Annotated in this window: 25 protein-coding genes and 1 pseudogene; 1 reads left to right on the top strand and 25 read right to left on the bottom strand. The window is 31.4% G+C overall.

The annotated features are described in order from the left end of the window. Window positions 1-230 precede the first annotated feature (230 nt). The 14 genes from CKL_RS05700 to CKL_RS05635 form a co-directional block, all read right to left on the bottom strand. Entirely contained in the window at window positions 231-1,028 is a 798-nt protein-coding gene (locus tag CKL_RS05700; RefSeq protein ID WP_012101540.1) for a flagellar hook capping FlgD N-terminal domain-containing protein, read from the bottom strand. 28 nt (window positions 1,029-1,056) lie between these two features. Then, window positions 1,057-2,541, bottom strand: a complete 1,485-nt coding sequence (locus tag CKL_RS05695) for a flagellar hook-length control protein FliK (protein WP_012101539.1) — start codon at window positions 2,539-2,541, stop codon at window positions 1,057-1,059. Window positions 2,542-2,591: 50 nt separating this feature from the next. Continuing rightward, window positions 2,592-3,029 (bottom strand): flagellar export protein FliJ, encoded by a 438-nt coding sequence (gene fliJ / locus CKL_RS05690; protein ID WP_012101537.1) that lies wholly within the window; start codon window positions 3,027-3,029, stop codon window positions 2,592-2,594. 38 nt (window positions 3,030-3,067) lie between these two features. Continuing rightward, window positions 3,068-4,387 carry a flagellar protein export ATPase FliI gene (fliI, locus tag CKL_RS05685; RefSeq protein ID WP_012101535.1) on the bottom strand — a complete coding sequence of 440 codons (1,320 nt, stop codon included), beginning with the start codon at window positions 4,385-4,387 and terminating at the stop codon, window positions 3,068-3,070. A 30-nt stretch (window positions 4,388-4,417) separates the two neighbouring features. Then, window positions 4,418-5,182, bottom strand: a complete 765-nt coding sequence (locus CKL_RS05680) for a FliH/SctL family protein (protein ID WP_012101534.1) — start codon at window positions 5,180-5,182, stop codon at window positions 4,418-4,420. Then, window positions 5,166-6,182 (bottom strand): flagellar motor switch protein FliG, encoded by a 1,017-nt coding sequence (gene fliG, locus CKL_RS05675; RefSeq protein ID WP_012101533.1) that lies wholly within the window; start codon window positions 6,180-6,182, stop codon window positions 5,166-5,168. The genes CKL_RS05680 and fliG overlap by 17 nt, the downstream gene beginning before the upstream one ends. Window positions 6,183-6,187: 5 nt before the next feature. Further along, a complete protein-coding gene (gene fliF / locus CKL_RS05670) occupies window positions 6,188-7,771 on the bottom strand; it encodes a flagellar basal-body MS-ring/collar protein FliF (RefSeq protein WP_012101532.1) in 1,584 nt (527 codons plus the stop codon). Window positions 7,772-7,786: 15 nt separating this feature from the next. Next, window positions 7,787-8,095 (bottom strand): flagellar hook-basal body complex protein FliE, encoded by a 309-nt coding sequence (fliE, locus tag CKL_RS05665; protein ID WP_012101531.1) that lies wholly within the window; start codon window positions 8,093-8,095, stop codon window positions 7,787-7,789. Between the two features lie 11 nt (window positions 8,096-8,106). Then, on the bottom strand, window positions 8,107-8,538 hold the full coding sequence (flgC, locus tag CKL_RS05660) for a flagellar basal body rod protein FlgC (protein WP_012101530.1): 432 nt from the start codon (window positions 8,536-8,538) through the stop codon (window positions 8,107-8,109). A 12-nt stretch (window positions 8,539-8,550) separates the two neighbouring features. Beyond that, on the bottom strand, window positions 8,551-8,952 hold the full coding sequence (gene flgB / locus CKL_RS05655) for a flagellar basal body rod protein FlgB (RefSeq protein WP_012101529.1): 402 nt from the start codon (window positions 8,950-8,952) through the stop codon (window positions 8,551-8,553). A 319-nt stretch (window positions 8,953-9,271) separates the two neighbouring features. After that, complete coding sequence (locus CKL_RS05650; RefSeq protein ID WP_012101528.1) at window positions 9,272-10,114, bottom strand: flagellin; 843 nt, start codon at window positions 10,112-10,114, stop codon at window positions 9,272-9,274. Window positions 10,115-10,164: 50 nt separating this feature from the next. Then, window positions 10,165-10,500: a hypothetical protein gene (locus tag CKL_RS05645; protein WP_012101527.1), complete on the bottom strand. Its 336-nt coding sequence runs from the start codon at window positions 10,498-10,500 to the stop codon at window positions 10,165-10,167. A 287-nt stretch (window positions 10,501-10,787) separates the two neighbouring features. Next, window positions 10,788-11,120, bottom strand: coding sequence for a single-stranded DNA-binding protein (locus CKL_RS05640; protein WP_012101526.1), 333 nt, complete (start codon window positions 11,118-11,120; stop codon window positions 10,788-10,790). 85 nt (window positions 11,121-11,205) lie between these two features. After that, window positions 11,206-11,571, bottom strand: coding sequence for a VOC family protein (locus CKL_RS05635; protein ID WP_012101525.1), 366 nt, complete (start codon window positions 11,569-11,571; stop codon window positions 11,206-11,208). Window positions 11,572-11,674: 103 nt separating this feature from the next. On the opposite strand from CKL_RS05635, the gene CKL_RS05630 reads away from it, so the two are divergent. Continuing rightward, window positions 11,675-12,409 carry an MBL fold metallo-hydrolase gene (locus CKL_RS05630; protein WP_012101524.1) on the top strand — a complete coding sequence of 245 codons (735 nt, stop codon included), beginning with the start codon at window positions 11,675-11,677 and terminating at the stop codon, window positions 12,407-12,409. Between the two features lie 74 nt (window positions 12,410-12,483). Here CKL_RS05630 and dut read toward each other — a convergent pair whose 3' ends face one another. The 11 genes and pseudogenes from dut to CKL_RS05575 all read right to left on the bottom strand — a co-directional run bounded on the left by dut (window position 12,484) and on the right by CKL_RS05575 (window position 22,555). Then, window positions 12,484-12,915 (bottom strand): dUTP diphosphatase, encoded by a 432-nt coding sequence (gene dut, locus CKL_RS05625; RefSeq protein ID WP_012101523.1) that lies wholly within the window; start codon window positions 12,913-12,915, stop codon window positions 12,484-12,486. Between the two features lie 31 nt (window positions 12,916-12,946). Continuing rightward, window positions 12,947-13,630 carry an MgtC/SapB family protein gene (locus CKL_RS05620; protein WP_012101522.1) on the bottom strand — a complete coding sequence of 228 codons (684 nt, stop codon included), beginning with the start codon at window positions 13,628-13,630 and terminating at the stop codon, window positions 12,947-12,949. Window positions 13,631-13,881: 251 nt separating this feature from the next. Then, on the bottom strand, window positions 13,882-14,169 hold the full coding sequence (locus CKL_RS05615) for a hypothetical protein (RefSeq protein ID WP_012101521.1): 288 nt from the start codon (window positions 14,167-14,169) through the stop codon (window positions 13,882-13,884). A gap of 32 nt (window positions 14,170-14,201) precedes the next feature. Then, entirely contained in the window at window positions 14,202-15,035 is an 834-nt protein-coding gene (locus CKL_RS05610) for a hypothetical protein (protein WP_012101520.1), read from the bottom strand. Beyond that, on the bottom strand, window positions 15,036-17,246 hold the full coding sequence (locus tag CKL_RS05605) for a heavy metal translocating P-type ATPase (protein WP_012101519.1): 2,211 nt from the start codon (window positions 17,244-17,246) through the stop codon (window positions 15,036-15,038). Window positions 17,247-17,273: 27 nt separating this feature from the next. Beyond that, entirely contained in the window at window positions 17,274-17,654 is a 381-nt protein-coding gene (locus CKL_RS05600) for an HMA2 domain-containing protein (protein WP_012101518.1), read from the bottom strand. Between the two features lie 12 nt (window positions 17,655-17,666). After that, window positions 17,667-18,257, bottom strand: a complete 591-nt coding sequence (locus tag CKL_RS05595; protein ID WP_012101517.1) for an HMA2 domain-containing protein — start codon at window positions 18,255-18,257, stop codon at window positions 17,667-17,669. 322 nt (window positions 18,258-18,579) lie between these two features. Further along, on the bottom strand, window positions 18,580-18,780 hold the full coding sequence (locus CKL_RS05590) for a hypothetical protein (protein WP_012101516.1): 201 nt from the start codon (window positions 18,778-18,780) through the stop codon (window positions 18,580-18,582). 288 nt (window positions 18,781-19,068) lie between these two features. Then, entirely contained in the window at window positions 19,069-19,311 is a 243-nt protein-coding gene (locus CKL_RS05585; RefSeq protein WP_242649453.1) for a hypothetical protein, read from the bottom strand. 341 nt (window positions 19,312-19,652) lie between these two features. Then, window positions 19,653-21,712, bottom strand: a pseudogene (locus CKL_RS05580) (thioredoxin domain-containing protein). A 210-nt stretch (window positions 21,713-21,922) separates the two neighbouring features. Next, on the bottom strand, window positions 21,923-22,555 hold the full coding sequence (locus CKL_RS05575) for a methyl-accepting chemotaxis protein (RefSeq protein WP_012101512.1): 633 nt from the start codon (window positions 22,553-22,555) through the stop codon (window positions 21,923-21,925). Window positions 22,556-22,653: the final 98 nt, after the last annotated feature.

The following is a 22,653-nucleotide window of genomic DNA, read 5'->3' as shown; positions in this document are numbered from 1 at the left end:
CTATTTTCCTCCAATTTCAAATAATTTAATAAATTTGTTCTGTTTCACTCTCTCCACAGAATCCGTCCTCCCTGAGGTCCAGCCTTTTAATCCTATATACACTATTACCATACTGTATATATTGGTAAATACACTCTTTATTCTTTGACCTGTTTATGACAGAATTTATATTTTCCATGTTGCAGTTTACCATTGATAACATTATATGCCATAGATCTGACACCTGATTTCTATGAATCTTCCACCTTTGAAATCTCATCAAAATAAAAATCTTTAGTTTCACTTTCAGAAACTTTTACTTTTACAGTTATACCATCCGTCCCCCGAGACACAGACTGCACAGTCCCACTATAATAGTTTCCACTACTATCCTTTTGGCTTGTTTCAACTTTCTTACCTATAAGAGAGGTGGCACTTAAAAGCATCATATCAGTGGTAGTTGTATTATATGCCTCCGAATCATCCACTTGAAGCAGATCATCTATGTTGTAATTCTCAGTTTTATAAGAGGTATTACCATCAGAATCTGTGATTATACCTGTTATTAACTTAAGTTCAACGTCATCTCCATCTTTCACCACTCCAACTACCTTACCTGTAATGTAGTTTCCTTCAGAATCCCTATCGCTTAAAGTTACATATTTATTTACAAGCGAATTTGCTGTAGTAACTTTGTTTGTATTATTCAAGTTCATCATTTGCTGAAGAGCAGAAAACTGTGCCAACTGGCTTATATACTCCGTTGAACCTTGTGAACTACTATCTGTAGGATCTTGATTTTCAAGTTCTGCACAGAGTATTTTTAAAAACATATTTAAATCCATGTCATATCCGGTATTCTTTTTCACTATTTTAGTTCCATTTTCCGTAGTGTCTGAACTTTTATCAGATGAAATGGGATAATATTTTGGGGTATCATCAGATGTATTATTTTCATCTGATGTCTCTTGAATACTTGTATTGGCCGCTAATGTCCTAAAGGCTTGATTATAACTCTGATTTAACATATTATCCAGTGTTATTGACATAATTTGCCTCCTTCATCTCACTTTTAACCTATGCCAGTATATTTACATTATTGTTGTAATAATAGTCACTTTGAGTACCTTGCTCATCTTCCACAATATTATTTAAAGTTGAATTTTTATTTTGTTGGCTGCTGCCCTGCTGCTGGTCTTTTCCACTTTCGTCTCTAAAAAAAGTAGCATCTTCATTATATATATTTAAAGATAATCCCTGAATCTTTATATCATTAGTCTGAATTTTATTAGATAAATCCTGTAAGTTAGCATTTAAAAGATTATATGCTTCTTTATTTGAAGCCGTTAAAACTGCCTTTAATTTTCCTTCCTGCATAGTAAGGTTTATAGTAATTTCCCCTAATTCCTTAGGATTTATCTTAACAGTTAACTCTTTAACATTATTTATGTCCATGTACTTGAAAGTTTTTATTATATCTGAATCAAAAGAGTTTTTATTTATAACCATTTCCCCTAAATTCTGTACAGAATTGTTTGTATCCACATTTTTTAAATGAGTCATGAAATTAGTAACTTTAGAAATTTTATCTTCTGAAGATCCAGCATCTATAATTTTCTGCAATATACCCTCTTCACTTTTAGCTGTACCATTTCCCATAGATGACTGTGCATTTTTCTCCTCGGAATCACCAGAGTTATTATTGGATACTCCTTGTGATGATGTAGGCAAAACAGTGTTATCTGCATCCATTTTACTGGAGTCATATTGACTTTGCAGCTTTAATACAGATAAATTACTAATATTTTCTTCTTGAGGTGTACTTAAACTCAGCTCTTTTTTCAATGCAGTGTTAATTTCACTTTTAACCTTGTCATATATGCTTCCTTCCTGAGATAATCTGGCTGAAATGCTGCTATTTAATTTTTCTATAAGTTTATCATTAAACTCCTGTGATGTTCCAAATTGCTCTAAAATATTAGATAGATCAGTTACATTTTCCTTGATAACTTTGGATATCACATCACTGCTTACAACAGCTACATTTTGTTCTTTGTCAGCTGATGAAATATAGTTTAAATTCTGTAAAACTTCATCCACTATTTTATTACTTATCTGTTCTATAAATTCATCATTATTCCCCTGAAGATTCAAATTATCTATTGAATTGCTCTCACTTTTAAACAATATATTTATTAAATACATCAAAGCATTCTGGCTTATGTTTCCCTGGGATAAATCCTCCTCCAAATTTTCTATATCTTCTTCACTAAAACCAGCTTTCTTTAACTCACTTTTCACTTTTTCATTCAATTCAACTTTTTTGTCACTTGAATTTTTATAAACAGAGGTTTTATCTCCATCATTATCTTTTAAAGTTTCATTTTTTACTCTATCTACGGACGTGTCTTTATTTTTTACTGTATTATTATCTGAATTATCTGAAGAAGTTTTTAATAGGATACTGAAATCATTGGAAGTATCTTTAGAAGTTTTACTACTATTATTAACTTTAGTACTGGAAACAGTATTATTTAATTGTATACTATTTAAATCTATCATTTATCTTTCACCTCCTTTCAACGACTATTTTATCTCAACTCAATAATTATTTATCTAGCTTTAACATTTCTAATAAACCCATAAAGGGCAAATTCATCATTTAAATTTTGTTCAATTCTATTTTGTTCTCTTCTAAAATCATCTATGTACTTGTCCTTTAATACTTCTACAGTTTTTCTATCAATTTGGCGCTGCTTCAACTCTTCCCTTTTACTTTCTACAACTTTTTCTTTTTGATTTAACTCTTCAACAGTTTCACCTATATTGTAACTTAAGTTATTTATATAAATATGTCTTATCTTTTGTTCTATAACAGAACTGGACCCCGAAAAATTATTATACTTTCTGTAATTTTCTTTCATCTCCATGAGTTTTTCTTTTGTTCTAAAGCTTTCATTTTGAGCCCTTTGGAATTCAATTTTACATTCCTCTTCTTTATCCACTCTCATATCTAGAAGCTTTTGAAGCCTAAACTTATATGCCTTCAAGTTATCTCCTCCTTATATAGGCAACAATACAATGCTTTCTAATTACTTCCTAAATTGAACATACCTATTAGTCTGTTTATGCTATTATCAAAGGAAGAATATTCATCCATATTCTGTTTTAAATAATTTATTATACCGTCATAATAATTTATTGCCATATCAATATTAGGATTATTTCCTCTAATGTAAGCTCCTATATTTATCAAATCTTCAGAATTCTTATATACAGATAGCATATCCCTTGCAAAAGAAGCACTTTTTTTATGGGATTTTTCAGTTATTTCCGACATAAGTCTGCTAATGCTAGATAGTACGTCTATAGCTGGATAGTGGTTTTTATTAGCCAGAGAACGGGATAATACTATATGTCCATCCAATATACCCCTAACAGCATCTGCAATAGGTTCATTTAAATCATCTCCATCCACAAGAACTGTATAAAAGGCAGTAATAGAACCTTTATCAGACATGCCAGATCTTTCCATAAGCCTGGGGAGTTTTGCAAATACAGAAGGAGTATATCCTTTAGTTGCAGGGGGTTCTCCTACTGCAAGTCCAATTTCTCTCTGAGCCATAGCAAACCTGGTAACTGAATCCATCATAAGTATAACTTTTTTGCCTTTGTCCCTAAAGTACTCTGCAATAGCCGTAGCGGTAAAAGCTCCTTTCAATCTGACTAAAGCCGGTTTATCTGAAGTAGCACATACTATAATGGATTTTTTTAATCCTTCCTCTCCCAGATCCTTTTCTATAAAATCCCTGACTTCTCTTCCTCTTTCCCCTATAAGTGCTATTACATTTACATCTGCCTCTGCATACCTGGCTATCATGCCAAGGGTTGTACTTTTTCCTACTCCACTTCCTGCAAATATACCAATTCTCTGTCCCTCTCCACAGGTCAAGAACCCATCTATAGCCCGTATTCCCGTAGAAATCACTTGTTTAATTCTTTTTCTCTTTAATGGATCTGGTGGTTCTGCATCCAATTCATATAAAACCCCGGATGAAATTTCATCTTCACCCAGAGGATTGCCAAGGCCATCTAGAACCTTGCCAAATAATTCTTCTGAGCATTTTACACTTAAGGGTCTCCTGCCAGGTACAACTCTACACCCTGGTGAAATTCCAATAAGTTCTCCAAGTGGCATTAATATTACATCTTTTTCTTTAAACCCAACTACTTCACAAGCTATATTTCCATTTTCTTCACTATATACATTGCATACCTCTCCCACAAAAGCTTTTATCCCTTCCACTTCTATGGTTAATCCTATTACTTTTTTCACGATACCTTCCTGGTAGGTAAAATTGGCAACTTTTACTTTCCTATTTAATTCAGAAAAATTTAAATTTATCATGTAACCATCACCTTAAACTAAATACTTCTGTTATTCTACACTTTTAAATATTTCCTTTATTTTTTCTAGGGCTATATCTACAGAAAAAATACTTTTTCCATTATTTTTTTCTATAACTACAGTACCCTCTTCTAAAGTTTCATCAGGTATTATAAAAATATCTCCTTTAAAAGGCAGCCTTTCTCTCCATATATCCACCTGATTTTTAAACTGGTCACAATATTTTTTTCTACTTTTTATTATAAAAGTTTCAATATTTCTTACCTGTGAGAGTTCATTAAATACCATAGTGTTTAGGCTATCCTCATCTTTAATTTCCTGTCTCAAAATGCTTTCTATTGAATCTACTATAAATCTTTTAATTTCTTCTTCCTTTTCCTTTAAATATCTATTCTTTTCCTCCACAGAAGCTTTTAAAATAGAATCTGCTTTACTTATTATCTCTTCTCCCTCAACCCTGGCCTTTTCTATATTTTTAGCATATCCTTCTTCATAAGCCTTTTTAGAACCATCCTCATATCCTTTTTCATATCCCTCTTTATATCCTTTTTCATTTGCTTTCTTATAAGCTTCCTCTTCAATTTTTCCCGCTTCTTCGTAGGCTTTAGAAAGTATTTCTTCCCTTTTTCTCTGTGCATCTTCTATCATGGATTTCACTATTTTGGAATAACTATTTATAATTGAGTTATCTTTATTTTCTTCTTCAATAATATTCTTTTCAAACACTGTAACTATATTTTTAGCACCTTTTCCACTTATGCTGTCACCTTTTATAATTTTATACGATGATTGCATCCTCTCCTCCTCTTGCAAGAACTATTTCCCCTGCTTCATCCAATCTTCTTATAATATTTACAATTCTCTGCTGTGCCTTTTCTACATCCATAAGCCTAACAGGTCCTAAGAACTCTATGTCCTCTTTCAATGCTGCAGCAGCTCTCTTGGATTGATTCCTAAATATAGTTTCTGATACCTCTTCTGAGCATCCTTTAAGAGCCAGTGAAAGTTCTTTTGTATCCACTTCCCTGAGTACTCTCTGAATAGATACATCATCAAGAGTGATAATATCCTCAAATACAAACATGGATTCTTTGATCTTTTCTGCCAGTTCCGCATCTTGTTTTTCAAGACCTTCCGTAATATTTTTTTCTGTAGTTCTATCCACTTGATTTAGTATATCTACAATTGTCTCTACCCCACCAATTACTTTTATATCTGATTTAACCACAGAGGAGAGTTTGTTATCCAGCACTTTTTCTATTTCTTTTACTACCATATGTGATGTATTGCTCATTGTAGCTATTCTATATGCAACTTCAGCCTGCATACTTTCAGGAAGTGCAGATAGTATCTGACCGGATTTATCTGCCTGAAGATAACAAAGTATAAGTGCTATAGTCTGTGGATGTTCATCACCTATTATATTTAAAAGCTGCTGGGCATCTGCCTTTCGTGCTATGGCAAAAGGCCTAAATTGCTGGGTGGCCTCTATAACTTTATCTAATATTTCCATAGCTCTTTGTGTTCCAAGGGCTTTAGATAAAAGATTCCTGGCGTAATCTACTCCACCTTCCAACAAATAATCCTGAGCTCTATTCATCTCCATAAATTCCTGAAGTATTTCCTTCTTCTGCTCTGACTTTACTGAGTTGATATTAGCTATCTCATAAGTTATCTTTTGTATTTCAGCCTCTGGCAATCTTTTCAATATTCCTGCAGCAGCTTCCGGTCCAAGAGTTATAAACAATATGGCTGCTTTTTGTACACCAGTTAACTTTTGATTGTCCTTAGCCATTTTTATCACCTCTCATCTTCAGCTAACCACGATTTTATTATATCTGCCACTTGATCAGGTTTATCCTTTGCATATTTCTTTATTTCTCTTTCAATATGAACATCTTCTGTGTCCTGTTCAAGTTCCAAAGGCTTAAATTTAATCTTTTCACTAGCTTTAGTATCTTCATCACCTATAACTACATCTATACCTCCCGGTCTAAGCTCATCTTCAAGTAATTCATCCTCTGCATGCCTTCTTCTCCATATTATAACTCCAATTATTGTAGCAATTATTGCTGCTGCAATACCTCCTATAACTGCAAATAGTCTATTTCTTTTTGCTGCCTGTTCTGCCTGTTCCATATCTTCCATATCTTTTTGGGCATTATCTTTAGCCGTGGTATCAAAAGGTAGCCCTTCTACACTTATGGTATCCCCTCTGTTACCATCATATCCTATGGCTGAAACCGCTAAATTTCTTATAGCTGTTGTAGTGGCATCATCCACATCTCCATCCAGAGCTACTGATGCTGTAAGTCTTTTTACACTTCCCGGAGCTTTTACGGTTTTTTGTTCTACCTTAGGTACATTATAATTTCTTGTAGTCTCATTATAGGTTGAATTTCCTCCCGTAGTATTATTTGTGATTGTATTACTCATGTTGTTATCTACAGGACTTCCAGTTTGGTTGGTTGTATCCCCCTGATTTGTCTCATTTATTGTATGCTCACTTACTACAACACTATTATTATCATAAGTTGTGGAATTCTGTTGTACGGCATCAAAATCCAAATCCGCATTAACTTTAACTTGAACTTTATCCTTTCCATACACAGCTTCCAGCATGCTCAATAGGTTCTTCTCCAGATTCTTCTCATATTGCTCCTTAAGCTGTTGTTGTTTTTCAGCCGGAATGGTACTATCTTCACTATTAGCTTCGTCCTCAAATAAATCTTTAGACAGTAAAGTCATATTATCATCTATAACCTGTACATTTTCTTTAGGTACATTTTTAACAGCACCAGACACTAAAGAAACCAACGCCTTTACTTGTTCTTTGCTTAATTCCTCTCCTTCTTTTAATTTCAAAGTTACAGATGCGCTTCCTGGACTTGTATCCTTCACAAATTCAGTATCATCAGGTAGCACAAGATGTACTCTTGCATTTTCTACTTCTGGAAGCGATTTTATTGTTCTTTCCAATTCTCCCTGAAGAGCCCTTTGATAATTTATTTTAATTTCTGTATCCGTACTACCCAACTTGCTCTGATCTAATAGTTCAAATCCCTCACTACCATTAGTAATTTCAACTTCTGAAAGTACTTTCATCCTAGTTGCATCTACTTCACCTTCAGGAACTAAAATAGAGTTTCCTTCCACTTTCACATCCACTTTATCTTCCTGAAGCTGTTTATAAACAGAAGATAAATCCTTAGAATCCATATTAGAAAATAAAACTGCATATTTTGTTTTTCCAAGTGATATTGCTGCAAACACAATGGCTGCTATAATTCCTGCTGTTATCACTCCAAAAGCTATCTTTTTATTCTTGCTCAGTTTCTTGAATTTATCTATTAAATTTTTGAAAATTTGTGATAGCTTACCCATTAATTAGCACTCCTTCTAAATCTGTGTTCTATTTAACTCCTGATATGCCTCCACAAATTTATTTCTAATTTGCACTGCAAGTTCTAATGACATCTTTGCCTCCTCAGTATCCAGCATAACATTATGTATATCCACTCTATCTCCTTGTATAAATTCTTCTGTACTGTTATTGGCCTCTATTTGTTTGTTATTTACTTCATCTAATTCATTTTTTAGCACAGAAGCAAAATCAGATATGTAATTTTTATCTTGCTCATTATTACTTCCACTTATTTTATCAAAATCAAATATACTACTATCAGGTACATACTCATTTATTTTCATTTATATATTCCCTACTTTCCTATATCTAGAGCTTTTGAAAACATGCTCTTCTCTGCAGAAATGGCGCTTAAATTGGCTTCATAAGATCTAACTGCTACCATCATATCTGCCATTTCATTCAATATATTTACATTTGGCATAGACACATATCCATCTGCATCTGCATCTGCATTAGTTGGATCATATACCCTTTTAAATTCAGAATTATCTTCAACTATGCCCACAGCCTTTACTCCTTGCGATACATTTTCATATCTTCCAGCTTTATTTAATTGTTTCTGCAAATTTTCTTGAAATACCGCTATTTTTCTCCTATAGGGATTTCCATCAGCTCCTTTAGTAGTTTCCACATTAGCCATATTAGAAGCTATAGTATCCATTCTAAGCCTTTCTGCTGAAAGACCACTGGCACTTATTCTTAAAGTGTTAAAAGCCTGAATCATAAATTTTCCTCCCTATTTCCCACTTATTACATAACGTTCCATAGATAATCTGCTATTCATTTGATTTACAAGTGCACTGTACATAAGCGTATTAGCTGCCTGATTTACTATTTCAGTATCCATATCCACATTATTTCCATCTTCTCTCATACTATTGCTGCTGTCCGTCTTTGTTTCTATTTGTCCATAATTACTTCCTATTTTAATATGTTTTTCATCATCTGTTTTAAGCTCTAAATTATATACACTATCTTTCAAAGATTCCTCAAAAGTGACATATTTTCTCTTATATCCCGCAGTATTTACATTTGCCAGATTATCGGATATAGCTTTGCTTCTTTCTGACGCAGCATCTAATCCTTTTTTTAATAAGACATTTGCCACTTCATCATTTGACACATTTCCTATATACACTATAAACTTCTCCTTTCCATGGAAATATAAGGTATTACCCTATGCATAAACATCAAAATTTTAATCTTATTTTATTTTCAATTAAAACTTTATACCTAATATACTTTATTTTAACATAATTGTATACTACAATCTACCTTAAATATACAAAAAAAAAAATAATTTGTGACAATTAAAAACATATAATAAATTATTTTAAAATATAATGACATATTATGAATTAAAAATAAGCCCATATTCTAATCATTTAATATAAATATATAAAGGATACTTATTTTTTAAATAAGTATCCTTTATATATTTACGCTAAATTTAAGTATTATTTAATATTTCTCAATACCTCCAAAACATCCTGAGGCAATTTATTTGCTTGTACAATCATAGCAGTAGATGATTGTACAATTATACTTTCCTTAGAATAATTCATCATTTCCTCTGCTATATCAGAATCTCGTATACTGCTGTCAGCAGAAGTCATACTATCAGTTAAAGCCTGCATATTATCATAAGTAGATTGAAACCTGTTTTCCAGTGCACCATATTGACTTCTTAGAGAGAGCACAGTATTTAAGGAACTATCTATAGCCTCTAATGCATCACTATTGTCATCTCCTAATATATCTTTTCCCTTGGCTGTTTTAACTTTGTATAACTCCGAAATAACACTTTCACTGCCATCAGTTAGATCTATCTGTGGTATGATAACGCTTTCTCCGGAATTTCCTCCTACAGGCATGGTTAGATTTTTGTTCTTCCCTAATAATTTTAGTCCATTAAATTCTGTATTATTGGCCATAGAATTTATTCCATCCAAAGTTTCATCTATTTCATTTTGTATTATTTCCCTGTCATTTTCACTAGTTACTCCACCAGCCTGTACAGTAAGCTGTCTTACTCTTTGAATCATGTTTGTAATTTCTTGCAGCCCACCTTCTGCACTTTGAAGCATACTTACGCCATCTTGAACATTTCTGGTAGCAGACTGAAGGCCTCCTATCTGCATTCTTATATTCTCACTTTTTACTAATGCACCAGGATTGTCCTTGGCAGTAATTACTTTATATCCACTAGATATTCTAAGCAAATTTCCACTCTGTCTATTTAAGGCCTGCTTTTGAATGAAATTCATAGTTAAAGCTGGCATATTGTAATTTAACCTCACAAAGTTCCCCCCTTTTATATAATATATCGTACATATATTAAAAATCTACATTAATAAATTTTTTTATTATAGGATTCCATTTTTACATAGGTATCAAATAACTCCTGAGCTTGCTGCTCAGTAATATGTTCATTATCTAAATTACGATACAATATATACAAATTGGCATTCATATCCGGGTCTATTCCTTTTGTTTCTTTCATCTTCTCAAGTATTCTCTCCTTTAAAGGAATGCTTTCTTCATTTAACTCTTTTTTTAATAAATCCAATAATTTTTCTATATCTTCTATTATTATCTTATTTGTCGTACTTACCTTTATACTTTTCAATCCCAAAATTATTTTATCTATACAATCCTTACTTATAAGTATCCTTTTTTTCTCCATAAAATCAACCTCACCCTCCCCAGCTTAATTTTAGCAATTTAATAGGGCCTATGCTCAATTTAAAAATTAAAATCACTAATTACATATATAATTACATTTTATCAATGTAGTTACACTTCTGTCAATGAAGGATCAAGTGATTCTTGGGTTCAGATAAAATCGGATAAATATAGTGTTTATAACTATATTATAAATCACACTCTGCATTCATATTGAAATACTAAAAATTAAGACCCAACTCCAAAAGTTTGCCTTAATTGTTCTACTTTAAATAATATTCTTTAAAATTATGCTAAAACTTCTTTGTTATGTTCTAAAAATTCAATTTTATATGCCTCCACAGTAGTAAAATATTTTTTTATTTCTTCTTTAACAGAACTCTTAACACATATTCTGCCATTTACTCCTATAAGCTTACCTTTTTTTAAATGTAAACATAACTTTTCACCATGATTGCTCCAGTAAGAAATGGGGATAAAGTCCGCTTCCCTTTCCCCTCTATCATTTATAAAATCCTTGTTCACTGCTAAAATAAAATTTATGACACTTCTATTGCCAGACTTCATTTCAACTATTTGTGCATCTTTAGTAAGCCTACCTATAAGATTAACATTATTCAATATTTTAACCTCCAAATCAATTTTTTATAATTATATCCCTTTTAAATCAATTTATTCAGTAGACTACTTTAATGAAGTGATTCTTCTACAGACTTAAAATCTCTGTCCAATATCCATCTGGATCTGCTATAAAATAAAGTCCCATTTGTTTATTTTCATAACATATACATCCCATTTTACTGTGGTAATCATACGCAGATTTTAAATCATCTGTTCTTACAGCCATATGAATTTCATTATCTCCAAGATTATAAGGTTCCACTCTATCTCTCAGCCATGTAAGTTCTATCTTGTATTTTCCTGTTCCATCTCCCATAAATGCCAATATGAAACTGCCATCCTCTGCTTCTTTCCTTTTTATTTCTTTAAATCCAAGTGCGTCTTCATAAAATTTTATACTTCTTTCTAAATTTAATACATTTATGTTATTATGATCAAATACAAATCTCATAATTATCACTCTCCTGTATATTCTTATTTACCATTATATCACAATATCATGTTATTATTATGATATAATGATAACAATTCAAATCACAGGAAGGTGAAAATTCATGAAAAATTATAATATTAAAATTTATTATTTATATCACAGTGGTTTTGCAGTAGAAACTTCAAACCATTTTTTAATATTCGACTATTATAAGGATTCTTTTAACCCTTTGGATCAAACCCTAGAAAAAGGATTTATTTCAGAAGATATTCTAAAAGATAAAAAAAACATACTAGTATTCTGTTCCCACAGTCATCCTGATCATTTTAATCCAAGAATATTAAAATGGCAGGAATTAAATTCTTCTATAAGATATATATTAAGCAATGATATACACATTGAGAATTTTAAAAAAAATTATTACAGACTCTCTCCTTATGAAGAACTAAATTTAAATGATATACATATAAAAACATATGGTTCCACAGATATAGGAGTATCCTTTTTTATTACAGTGGATGGAATTAATATATTTCACGCCGGAGACTTGAATTTATGGTACTGGAAGGATGAATCAAAAGAAGAACAGACCTCTGCCAAAGAAAATTTTGAAAGAGAAATACATAAATTGAAACATGAAACTGTAGATTTTGCATTTTTTCCCGTAGATCCAAGACTGGAAGAATATTATTCTTTAGGAGGAGAATATTTCATAGACCAAGTCAAACCTAAATTTTTTATACCAATGCATTTTTGGAATAAATATGGAATAACAAAGGATTTTGCAGCTCTTACCAAAAATCTTCCTTCTGAATCTTTAATAATAACTCACAGGGGTCAGCTATTTCAATTCTAATATTGCAAAGATTTAAATTAAGAGTGAAGAATACCATATTCCTCACTCTTAATTCTTAATTAAAAAATAGTCTATTACATGGTTCCTGTAGAGCCAAATCCTCCTTCTCCTCTTTCTGTATCCTTTAATTCCACTACTTCTTTTATTAATACTTGTTCTATAGGTTTTATAACCATCTGGGCAATTTTCATACCCTTTTTTATTAAAAAACCTTCCTGTCCTAAATTTATCATAAGAACTTTTATTTCCCCTCTATATCCTTCATCTATGGTTCCCGGTGAATTTAATAGAGTAATACCATGTGCCAATGCAAGTCCACTTCTTGGTCTCACCTGTCCCTCTGTATTTGGAGGCAGCTGGATTTTTATACCTGTAGCTATTAATTTTCTTTCCATAGGTTTTATTAAAACTTCTTCTACAGAAAACAAATCAAGCCCCGCATCTCCTTCATGTGCATAAAATGGCAAAATAGCTTCCTTATTAATTCTCTTTACTAATAGTTCCATAAATAAATCTCCTCTCAAAATCCAATAAATATTATTGGCTTACTTCCCATCCAATTGCTAAAACTCCAGAACTTAAACTTATTTTGCTTACTATCTTTTCTATACTCATATCATTTTTTCCCATACTCATAATTTTAGATGTAACAAATACAATCCCTGGAGTTTCCGTATTATCACTTTCCAAATTTCTGAGAACTATTTTTTCTTCTGCCAACATATGCATTAAAAAAGTTCTTATATGAAATTCTTCATTTTCATCACACTTTATACTTATGGTATATAAATACTCTCCTTCATCTCCTTGCGATTTTACTTTATATATCCTTTTGGAAATAGGTGCAGACAAACTATTGAAGATTGCTACAACCAATGCACCTATAAAAGCATAAGTAAAATCCCCTACACTTACCAATACTCCAATTGCAGCTGTACACCATAGTGTAGCTGCGGTATTCAATCCTTTTATATTAAATCCATCTCTCATTATCACACCGCCGCCTAAAAATCCTACGCCAGTAACTACTTGAGCTGCAATACGTGTTTTATCTCCCGTGTCTATTAAAAAAGAAGAAAATACAAATAGACAAGAGCCTACACATACCAATGCGTTTGTATGAATCCCCGCCATCCTATGCCTATATTGTCTCTCAATTCCAATAATTCCACCTAAAATAAGAGCTGTGATCACCCTAAGCAAAAAATCCATTAAAGTCATTTTCATGCACCCCCATTTAGTTTTAATATTCAGATTATATATTATTCTAATTTCCAATAAATATTGATTAATTTAATAGGAGTATTATACTTATTAATAGAATTTATTTAAATTATAGTATACCACAGATTATATCTAAAGTAATCACCCTTACTCTCTTAATTTCCGTCACCAATTTTCAAGTTAAAATTTAAAAAATAAAAGCAGCTCCCCATAAAATTTCACGGGGAACCACCTTATCTAAAGCTTGATTATTGCTCTGTTTCAACAGCACTGCTTGAATCTTTAGCATCTTCTACTTCATCATTTGATCCTCTTTCTGCTATTATATCTTCTATCAGTTCTTTAGTTTCCATAAGTTCTTCTAAAGACATGGTCCTATAATCTTTAGATGTATTCCTGCACACATCTATTCCTTTTTCTTTTAAAAAAGAATCTACCTGTCTTTGATTTCTCCTATACACATAATATCCTACTGCACATACTCCTACCCCTACCAATGCTCCTTTAATGTGATCACTGTTAATTGATTGTAACATAAATTATATTCCTCCTTAAAGTTATTTTTAATTTAAAAATTATTCATTATAATTTGACTGCACTTTTTATTAAAATTATCATACCCATTTCTTCCCATGACCATTCCATGTCTATTTATAAGTATATTTCCCCCATAGGAAAAATTCTGTCTGTCTATAAAATTTGTTAGAAAAGCCCTTACAAAATTCATCTTTTTATAAAGATCATCTCCATGATAAATAGATATCTCAAAATAACTTTCATTTGTACATATATCTTTCACTTCTTTAACTTTTATAGATAATTCATCATAGCGAAAATCCAAAATATGCCTTCCAAAAGTGGTTATCCATGTGAGAGCAGATGCAGCTATAAAGTTTTTCTTGCTTATAGAATTCAAAAGGTACATAATAGAAACTACCTCAGGGTCAAAAGCACCCTTTTCATTTATTTCATTGTAGCCATGTTCTACTATAGCTCCTGCAGTAGTCCCAAGTGCAGCCCAATTTAATAAATCACTTACATTCTTATTTGAATTTAACCCCAAAAATTTCATAGCTGATGCTGCTATAATAAATCCCACAGAATACATAGCAAGAGAAGGTATATTTCTTGTAGGTGTATTACTTACTAATTTAATTGGAACCATATCATATTGTTTAGAATAAATAACCAGCATTCTTAAAATTACTTCTTCCAATTCTATTTTAAGCAAGTTAAAGTGTACAAGTACAGACTTGGTGACAGGGTTATATTCTACTTTTTTTACCCCTTCTCTTTCCTCCATTGCGCAGATAGCTTGTCTTACATTTCTCAATGGATGAGATAACTTGAGCCTTAATCTATTATTCGTTCTGAATAAAATTATTATTTTAGGTTGTTCCATTTATATCCCCCTCTCCATATTATGAAAAAGCAATCTCAATGAATTAGACACTACAAGTATGGTACTTGAATTATGAAGTACAGCTCCCCAGAATACAGGAAGCACTCCTGCTGCACTTAATACAAGCCCCAAACTATTTATACCTATTACAAGGCCAAAATTTTGCCTTACTATATTCATAGTTTTATTTGATAATTCTATTACAGAAGTCAGCATCATGGGATCATTTCCTTGAATGCTGATATCAGATGCTTCTAAAGCCGCATCTGTACTGCTTCCTCCAAGAGCCACTCCTACATTGGCATAGGCAAGAGCAGGTGCATCATTTATACCGTCTCCCACCATCACAGTTTTGGAACCCTGAGATTGAACCTTCAATACAGCTTGCACTTTGTTTTCTGGTAAAAGCTCAGCTTCATAACTGTCTATCCCCATTTTATCTACTACTATTTCAGCCTGTTCCTTCAGATCTCCTGTAAGAAGTATTATCTCATCTATACCCTTATGCCTTAAATTATTTATTGCTTTTCTCATATTATCTCTCATTTTATCCTGTATTCCAATAAGCCCAATTAACTTACCGTCAAAGGATACATATATTATACTTTCTCCCCTTGATATAAGCATTTCCTCTTCACTTTCTAACTGAGATGTATCTATATTGCTTTCTTCCATAAAAGCCTTATTCCCCACTTTTACTATTTTTCCTTCTAAAGTGGTTTCATTTCCTCTCCCCACATAAGTAATAATATCTCCATGCTTTGGAATTCTGATATCTAGTTGTCCTGACTTCCTCATTACAGCCTTAGCCATAGGATGACTGGAAGTTTCCTCCGCTGTCACTGCTATTTTTATTATATCCTCTTCTTTTATAGTTTTATCCGCTGAGACTATACTAACTATCTGGGGTCTTCCCTCTGTTAACGTTCCAGTTTTATCAAATATTAATGTATCTGCCTTTGAAAGAGATTCAATATAATTTCCACCTTTTATAAGTACCCCGTTTCTTACTGCTGTATTAATAGCTGCTGAGAAGGCTGTAGCCGTAGACAACTTAATTCCACAGGAATAATCTATAATAAGCATATTTAGTGCTTTAAATGCACTTTTGGTTGCAAAATATGTAAGAGCTGCAAAAGCAAAATTAAACGGCACCAAGTAACTTGCAAATTTATCTGCATAATCCTGTATAGGAGCTTTTTTAGACGCAGCTTCCTCTACAAGATGTATTATTCTAGAAACCACTGTATTATCCCCGGCTTTTTCAGTGGCAACAGTCACATTACCATTTTTTACTATGCTTCCTGCAAATACATAACTGCCTGTTCTTTTTACACTTGGTTCAAATTCCCCAGTTATAGATGCCTCATCCACGACTGCCACTCCTGACAGAACTTTACCATCTACACATACCTTTTCCCCTGTATGTATTGCCACAATATCCTTTTCCTTTATACTCTTTATTGAAACCCTCTTAACTGTTTTATCCTCTAATTGTTTCCACACGTATTCTTCATTTAAATCAATCATATTCTTTATAGAATCTCTGGTCTTTTCCATTGTATATGCAGTCAAAAGCTCCGCTACATCTGACAGCAATATTATTGTAAGAGCTGAAACATCTTTTCCCAAAAGTAAACTTGAAATAATTGAAATTATAGTTAAAGTATCCGCATTAGGCTTTAAAGAATATCTAAAAGACCCTATTCCAGTCTTGAAAAGGGGAGCTATTAATCCTATACTTATAAGTGCAGGGATAGTAGTAAATTTACTAAACATAGATGTACCTGATATAAGACTCCAATTTTGTTTTGTAATTAAAGAATAACTCAAAGTTCCAGCATTTACAGCTACTCTCTTTAGAATATCTTCAGTAGATTCTTCCCTCACTTCTTTTACTTGTGATATTCTTCTACCTATATCCCCCCTTTCATTTTTATATACAGTGATTGAATATTTAGAAACAATCTCCCGCAATAAAATCAATATCTCATCCTGTGATGTTAACCTTTTGTCATAGCATATAAGTATATTTCTAGTTATATTATTAATCTTTGCACTTTTTATAGCTCTCATGCCTGTAAAATTTTTTTCTATCTTACTATTGAGCTTACTTAAATATTGAAAAGCTCTACACCCAACTCGTACCCTACCAGGCATAGTATGTATTACACTGCATTTAAATAGAGGTATATTTTTATTTAATGCCATTTAAACTCCTCCCAACCAAAAGCAACATCAAATTTTATGAACAACATCTTTAAGCTGTTGTTCTAATGTATCTACCACATACTGCAAATTATTTTCACCATAATCTTTAATAAGCTGAAAATTATCTGCTCCTACTTTTATTATGGTATCTATCCATCCTAATATTTTTTCCTCATAAACCTTGTCCACATTATATTCTATAAGTATAGTTCCTATTACATGGTTAAATTTAACCTTATCTATACCCGGAAGAATGCATAGAGCATCTTTTAAATATTTTATATAATAACTATATTCTTCGGGTATATTTGAAGTATTCACCAATTTCAATCTTAATCTGCCCGGCATACTGTGAACAACCTTTACTTTGGCAAAATGTTTAAAAATATGTTTTTTTAAATTCTCCATAAAACTCCTCCTTTATTTAATAGTAGAGTAAGCCCACCATAAATAACTTATCCCGCTAGGACGTGCTCCCGGATTTTTTACACATGAATTTATACCAGATGCAAGCAGTCCTAATGTAATAATAGAGTTAAAATCTAATATTCCATTAGTTTTATTATATACAGCTAAATTAAGGCTGCTTTTTAAATTGTTTATTTCTCTTTTAACTAGACTTTCCTCACTATTATCTATACTTTCCTCAAGTCCAAGGAGTTTTACGATAATACCTACTACAAGCATAGGCTTTATTTTTTGTATATCAAAACTTAAAAGCATAGTACCTATAAAAATGTTTATATCCTTTAATTCAATAAACTCAATTTTACTCAGTTGGTTTATAAGTACCTCTTTCGCCTCTAGATTATCTTTTAATACAGGTACATATAATCTGATTCTTCCTGGCAGATAATGCTTAACCTCCACAATCCCCTTAAAACTAGGTACATTAATATGAGTATTTTTATTATTTAAATTTTTGTTTCCATTCTTATTTATAATTCCATCAACCACAAAAAACGCTAAACTATAGGTAATATACCTAAAAAAAGTATTATTCATTATCATACCATCACACCCCTTTTTAAAATAATAATTATCTAAGTACATAATATTAAACAATTATTATTGATTATAATATTTATTTTAATATCAAACTATATTTTATTATGAATAACGATTATCATTATCATCTATTTTTTATATTATAATGCAAAATTCACCATAATGTCAAACTATGTTTGTTTATATCACATATTTCAACATACTTATACCACTAATATTTTTTAGTTCTTTCAATCACATTGAAAATCCAAATTTATATAAATAAAAAGAAGTTTTTTAAACTTCTTTTTATTTATATTTCTATTTTTATCTTTTAAATTCAATTCTATATATAAAAACCTCTATACTTATTCTCAATCTTCTCTACTGCTTTATTATATGCTAAATTATAAATCTGCTGCATGGAGCAGATCTCGCTTTCACTTAAACCACTATAAAATATTTTAGGGCAAATAGCAAAAGCATCTTTATCATCTTCTTTAAAATTATTATTAATAATACTTAAAAATCTACTTTCTATATCCATGAATATTCCTTCTAAATGCTTTTTTAAAATCAAATACAGCTTATACTCAAAATTATTATATTAACTAAAAAGCTATTTTCCTTATTTGAAGTAGATTTTTTTATTTTTCATAAATTACATTGGTTAAATGCAAAGTTTGCTGTTGATACTTCTACAAAAATACAAAGTACCTGAATACACAAGTACTTTGCTATTATAAATATTTTATAAAGAAACCACCACAATTTCTTTAATTTTTAGGTTAAGTATTAATTTTAATTATTTAAAAAAATAATTTATGTTTTACTACTAGCAGCAATAGACTGGAATATTATTCATACACATTACAGCAGTGCATCCCCATTCCATCATTTTCATTCCGTTCATCATCATAGACATACTAGCCATTCCACCACTTAACATAGAGCAAAGATTCTGCATCATAGCAGCTGCAGTTTCATCCTTTGTCATACATATGACTTTCATACCATTTTCGCATTTTTCCATCTTCATAGTTACACGTGGAATCATCATTGTATTCATTTGTGTCATAGGCATCGACATTATAAAATTATACATGTAATTCTATTTTTTATTCTTAAGCCTCTGGTTTATCCAGTCAGCAACCTGCCTTCTCACATGAAAACAAAAATACAGCAACATTCATATTTATTAATATATAAACGTCACTACTCTATTATGGATACATTTTTTATATATCAAATAACTATACCTCCACAAACACAATACCTTTGTATATAGGTTTATTATACCTAAATTTTATACTAATGTCAATTATAATACTTTCATCTTTTACCATTTTCATATTTATTATTTACCAAAATCAAACTTATATTTCCACAAAAATACACATGAGCAAACTTCACCTGAACCTAAGAATCACTTGATAGTACCTCCTTTAATAAATCCATATTCGTTATAGGTTCTTTACAAGTAAAATTTTCACAGACATATACAGTAACTTTACCCCTAATAGCTATATATTGCTCTATGGATGGACATATATTTTTCAATTCTTTATTTAAATGAGAATACAAAACTGAAACGGTAAAAGGACTATATTTTTTATTTATCATATCCAACACTTTTCTTGCTTCATTGATATTTTCTCCTGCAGATATGATAATTTGTCTGACGGGATATTTAGAAAATAATAATGCAACTAATGAAAAGGAACATGATATTGGTGATGATTCTATTTCATCTGCAAAATTTTCAAACAACTGTTTTACTTTATCTTCAAATTCATAACTTGTAGCCAAATAAGATAATCGAAGTAAATTTAATGCAGCTGCAGAATTTCCACAAGGAGTGGGTCCATCATATATTTCCTTAGGTCTTATTATTAGTTTCTCACTATCTTTTCCATAAAGAAAAAAACCTCCATTTTCACTATCCCAGAAAATTTCTAAAAAGTTCTGATTCAGTTCTAATGCATTTTTTAGATATTCTGGATTATAAGTTGTCTCATATAGTTCTATTAATCCCCATATCAAAAATGCATAATCATCTGCATAACCCAAAAAAGATGAATCCCCTTCACGATATCTGGCCAATAATCGGCCATCCTTTCTAATTAAATTCTTATAAATAAAATCTACAGACTTTTTTGCCGCCAAAGTATATTTGCTATTATTTAACACTCTTCCTGCCAATGCCATAGCTGCAATCATCAAACCATTCCATGAAGTTAGAATCTTGTCATCTTTATGTGGATGCACTCTTTTTTCTCTATACTTAAATAATTTCTCTCTGCAATTTTTTATAAATTGTACATCTTCCTCTAATATGGAATTTCCTATTAAATTGGGTATATTTTTTCCTCTAAAATTACCCTGTGATGTTACATTGAAATAACAACAAAATTTACTTCCCTGTTCCTGTCCCAGTATATCTTTTATTTCTTCCTGAGACCACATATAAAATTTCCCTTCTTCTCCTTCTGAATCAGCATCTTCTGCAGAATAAAATCCACCCTCTTTAGAGGTCATATCCCTTAAAACATATTCAAATATTTCCTCCGCTACCTTGGCATATTTTTTATTTCCCGTAACCTGAAAAGTTTCCAAATAAGCCATAGCAATAAGTGCATTATCATATAACATTTTCTCAAAATGAGGTATAAGCCATTTTCTATCTACAGAATATCTGCTGAACCCATATCCTATATGATCATACATACCTCCTCTATACATAGACTCCAAAGTTTTTTCTACCATTTCCAGTGCAAAAGCATCTTTAGTTTTATGAAAATATCTTAAAAGAAAAAGTAAATTATGAGCTGAGGGAAATTTAGGATAGCCTCCAAAGCCTCCATATAAGGTATCAAAATTCTGTTTAAATTCCAAGAAAGCTTTTTTTAGAATATCCTGTGATAATTCTCCTGATGAGTTTTTATTTAAGGTATTTATTATGTCCAGCAAACTATCTCCTTCTTTAAGAAGCTGAGCTTTGTTATCTTTCCACGCCTTTTGTATATATTCTAAGATAGCTATTAGTCCTAAAGCTTCTCCCACATTATTCTTAGGAAAATACGTTCCTGCAAAAAAAGGTTTTTGTTCAGGAGTCATAATAATTGTAAGTGGCCACCCTCCACTACCAGTAATAGATTGGCAAACTTTCATATAAATACTGTCAACATCAGGTCTTTCCTCCCTATCCACTTTTACAGATATAAAATATTTATTTAATATTTCAGCAACTTCATTATCTTGAAAACTTTCTTTCGCCATAACATGGCACCAGTGACATGTGCATATAAGATACGAATTCAACTATACCCAATAGATAAAAATATAGGTTTATCTTCTTGTTTAGCTTTCTCAAAAGCTTCCTGTCCCCAGGGATACCAGTCTACAGGATTATTAGCGTGTTGTAATAAATATGGAGACTTTTCATTTATTAATCTATTGGGTGCACTTGTTAAATTCATAAAACCACCTCCTCTAATTAAAAATATGTTCACATATATTCTATCCTTAAAGTAGTGTTATATGTACAATAAAAGATGCACAGAATCCTTAACTTATATTAACCCCTTATAGAAAATTTATAATCCGCATCTTCTAATCCTTATACCGATGTTAAACATCCCAATATATGCTCTTCTTCAGTCTCCATCGTGCTTCATAAATACCTTAACCTATTCTACCTTCGCAATATCTAACATAACTTGAGCACTTGCAGTGATTTCTTCTAATGTGGTAGTTATCTCTTCAGTGGCAGATGCTTGTCCTTCTGAAACAATTTGAGCTTCATTCATTATTTTTAAAATTTGTTCCACATTTTTACTTAGTTCGGATAATATCTTAGAAACCTTTTGTGAGGATTGGGCGCTTAATTGAGCTAACTTCCTCATCTCACTTGCAACAACTGTAAAACCTCTGCCTTGTTCACCTAATCTCGCTGCTTCTATGGCTGCATTAAGTCCCAACAAATTGGATTGTGAAGCTATGTTTTGTATCATGCTAATAATCTCATTACTTTCTTTTATATTGTTTTCTGTTTGATTTGTAGTTTTTACTACATTTTCTATGATATTGTTCAATTCTTTAGATAAAAATGCACTATTTATTTCACCATTTTTGATCGTCTTATATAAGCCCCCATCAATAGGTACTTTATCTCCTACATTAACTTTCACATCAAGTGTATCACCAGGCCTGTAATATAAAAATCTTTCCGTATCTGCAACAGCTACCGATATATCCTCCTGTAATATATCTTTAAGGTCAGGTACTACTTTTAAAAAGGCTTCTAAAATTTGATTTTCCATTGAAATAACCCTCCTATAGAATAAGTTATTATATATTTCGTTATTATTTGACAAAAAATAATCATTTCTTGTTAATTGTACTTATTTTAGGACTTGTT

It is taken from the genome of Clostridium kluyveri DSM 555 (assembly GCF_000016505.1).
GTDB classification, from domain to species: Bacteria; Bacillota; Clostridia; order Clostridiales; family Clostridiaceae; genus Clostridium_B; species Clostridium_B kluyveri.
The sequence above is the reverse complement of the archived record's forward strand: the minus strand, read 5'-3'. Positions and strand labels throughout refer to the sequence as shown.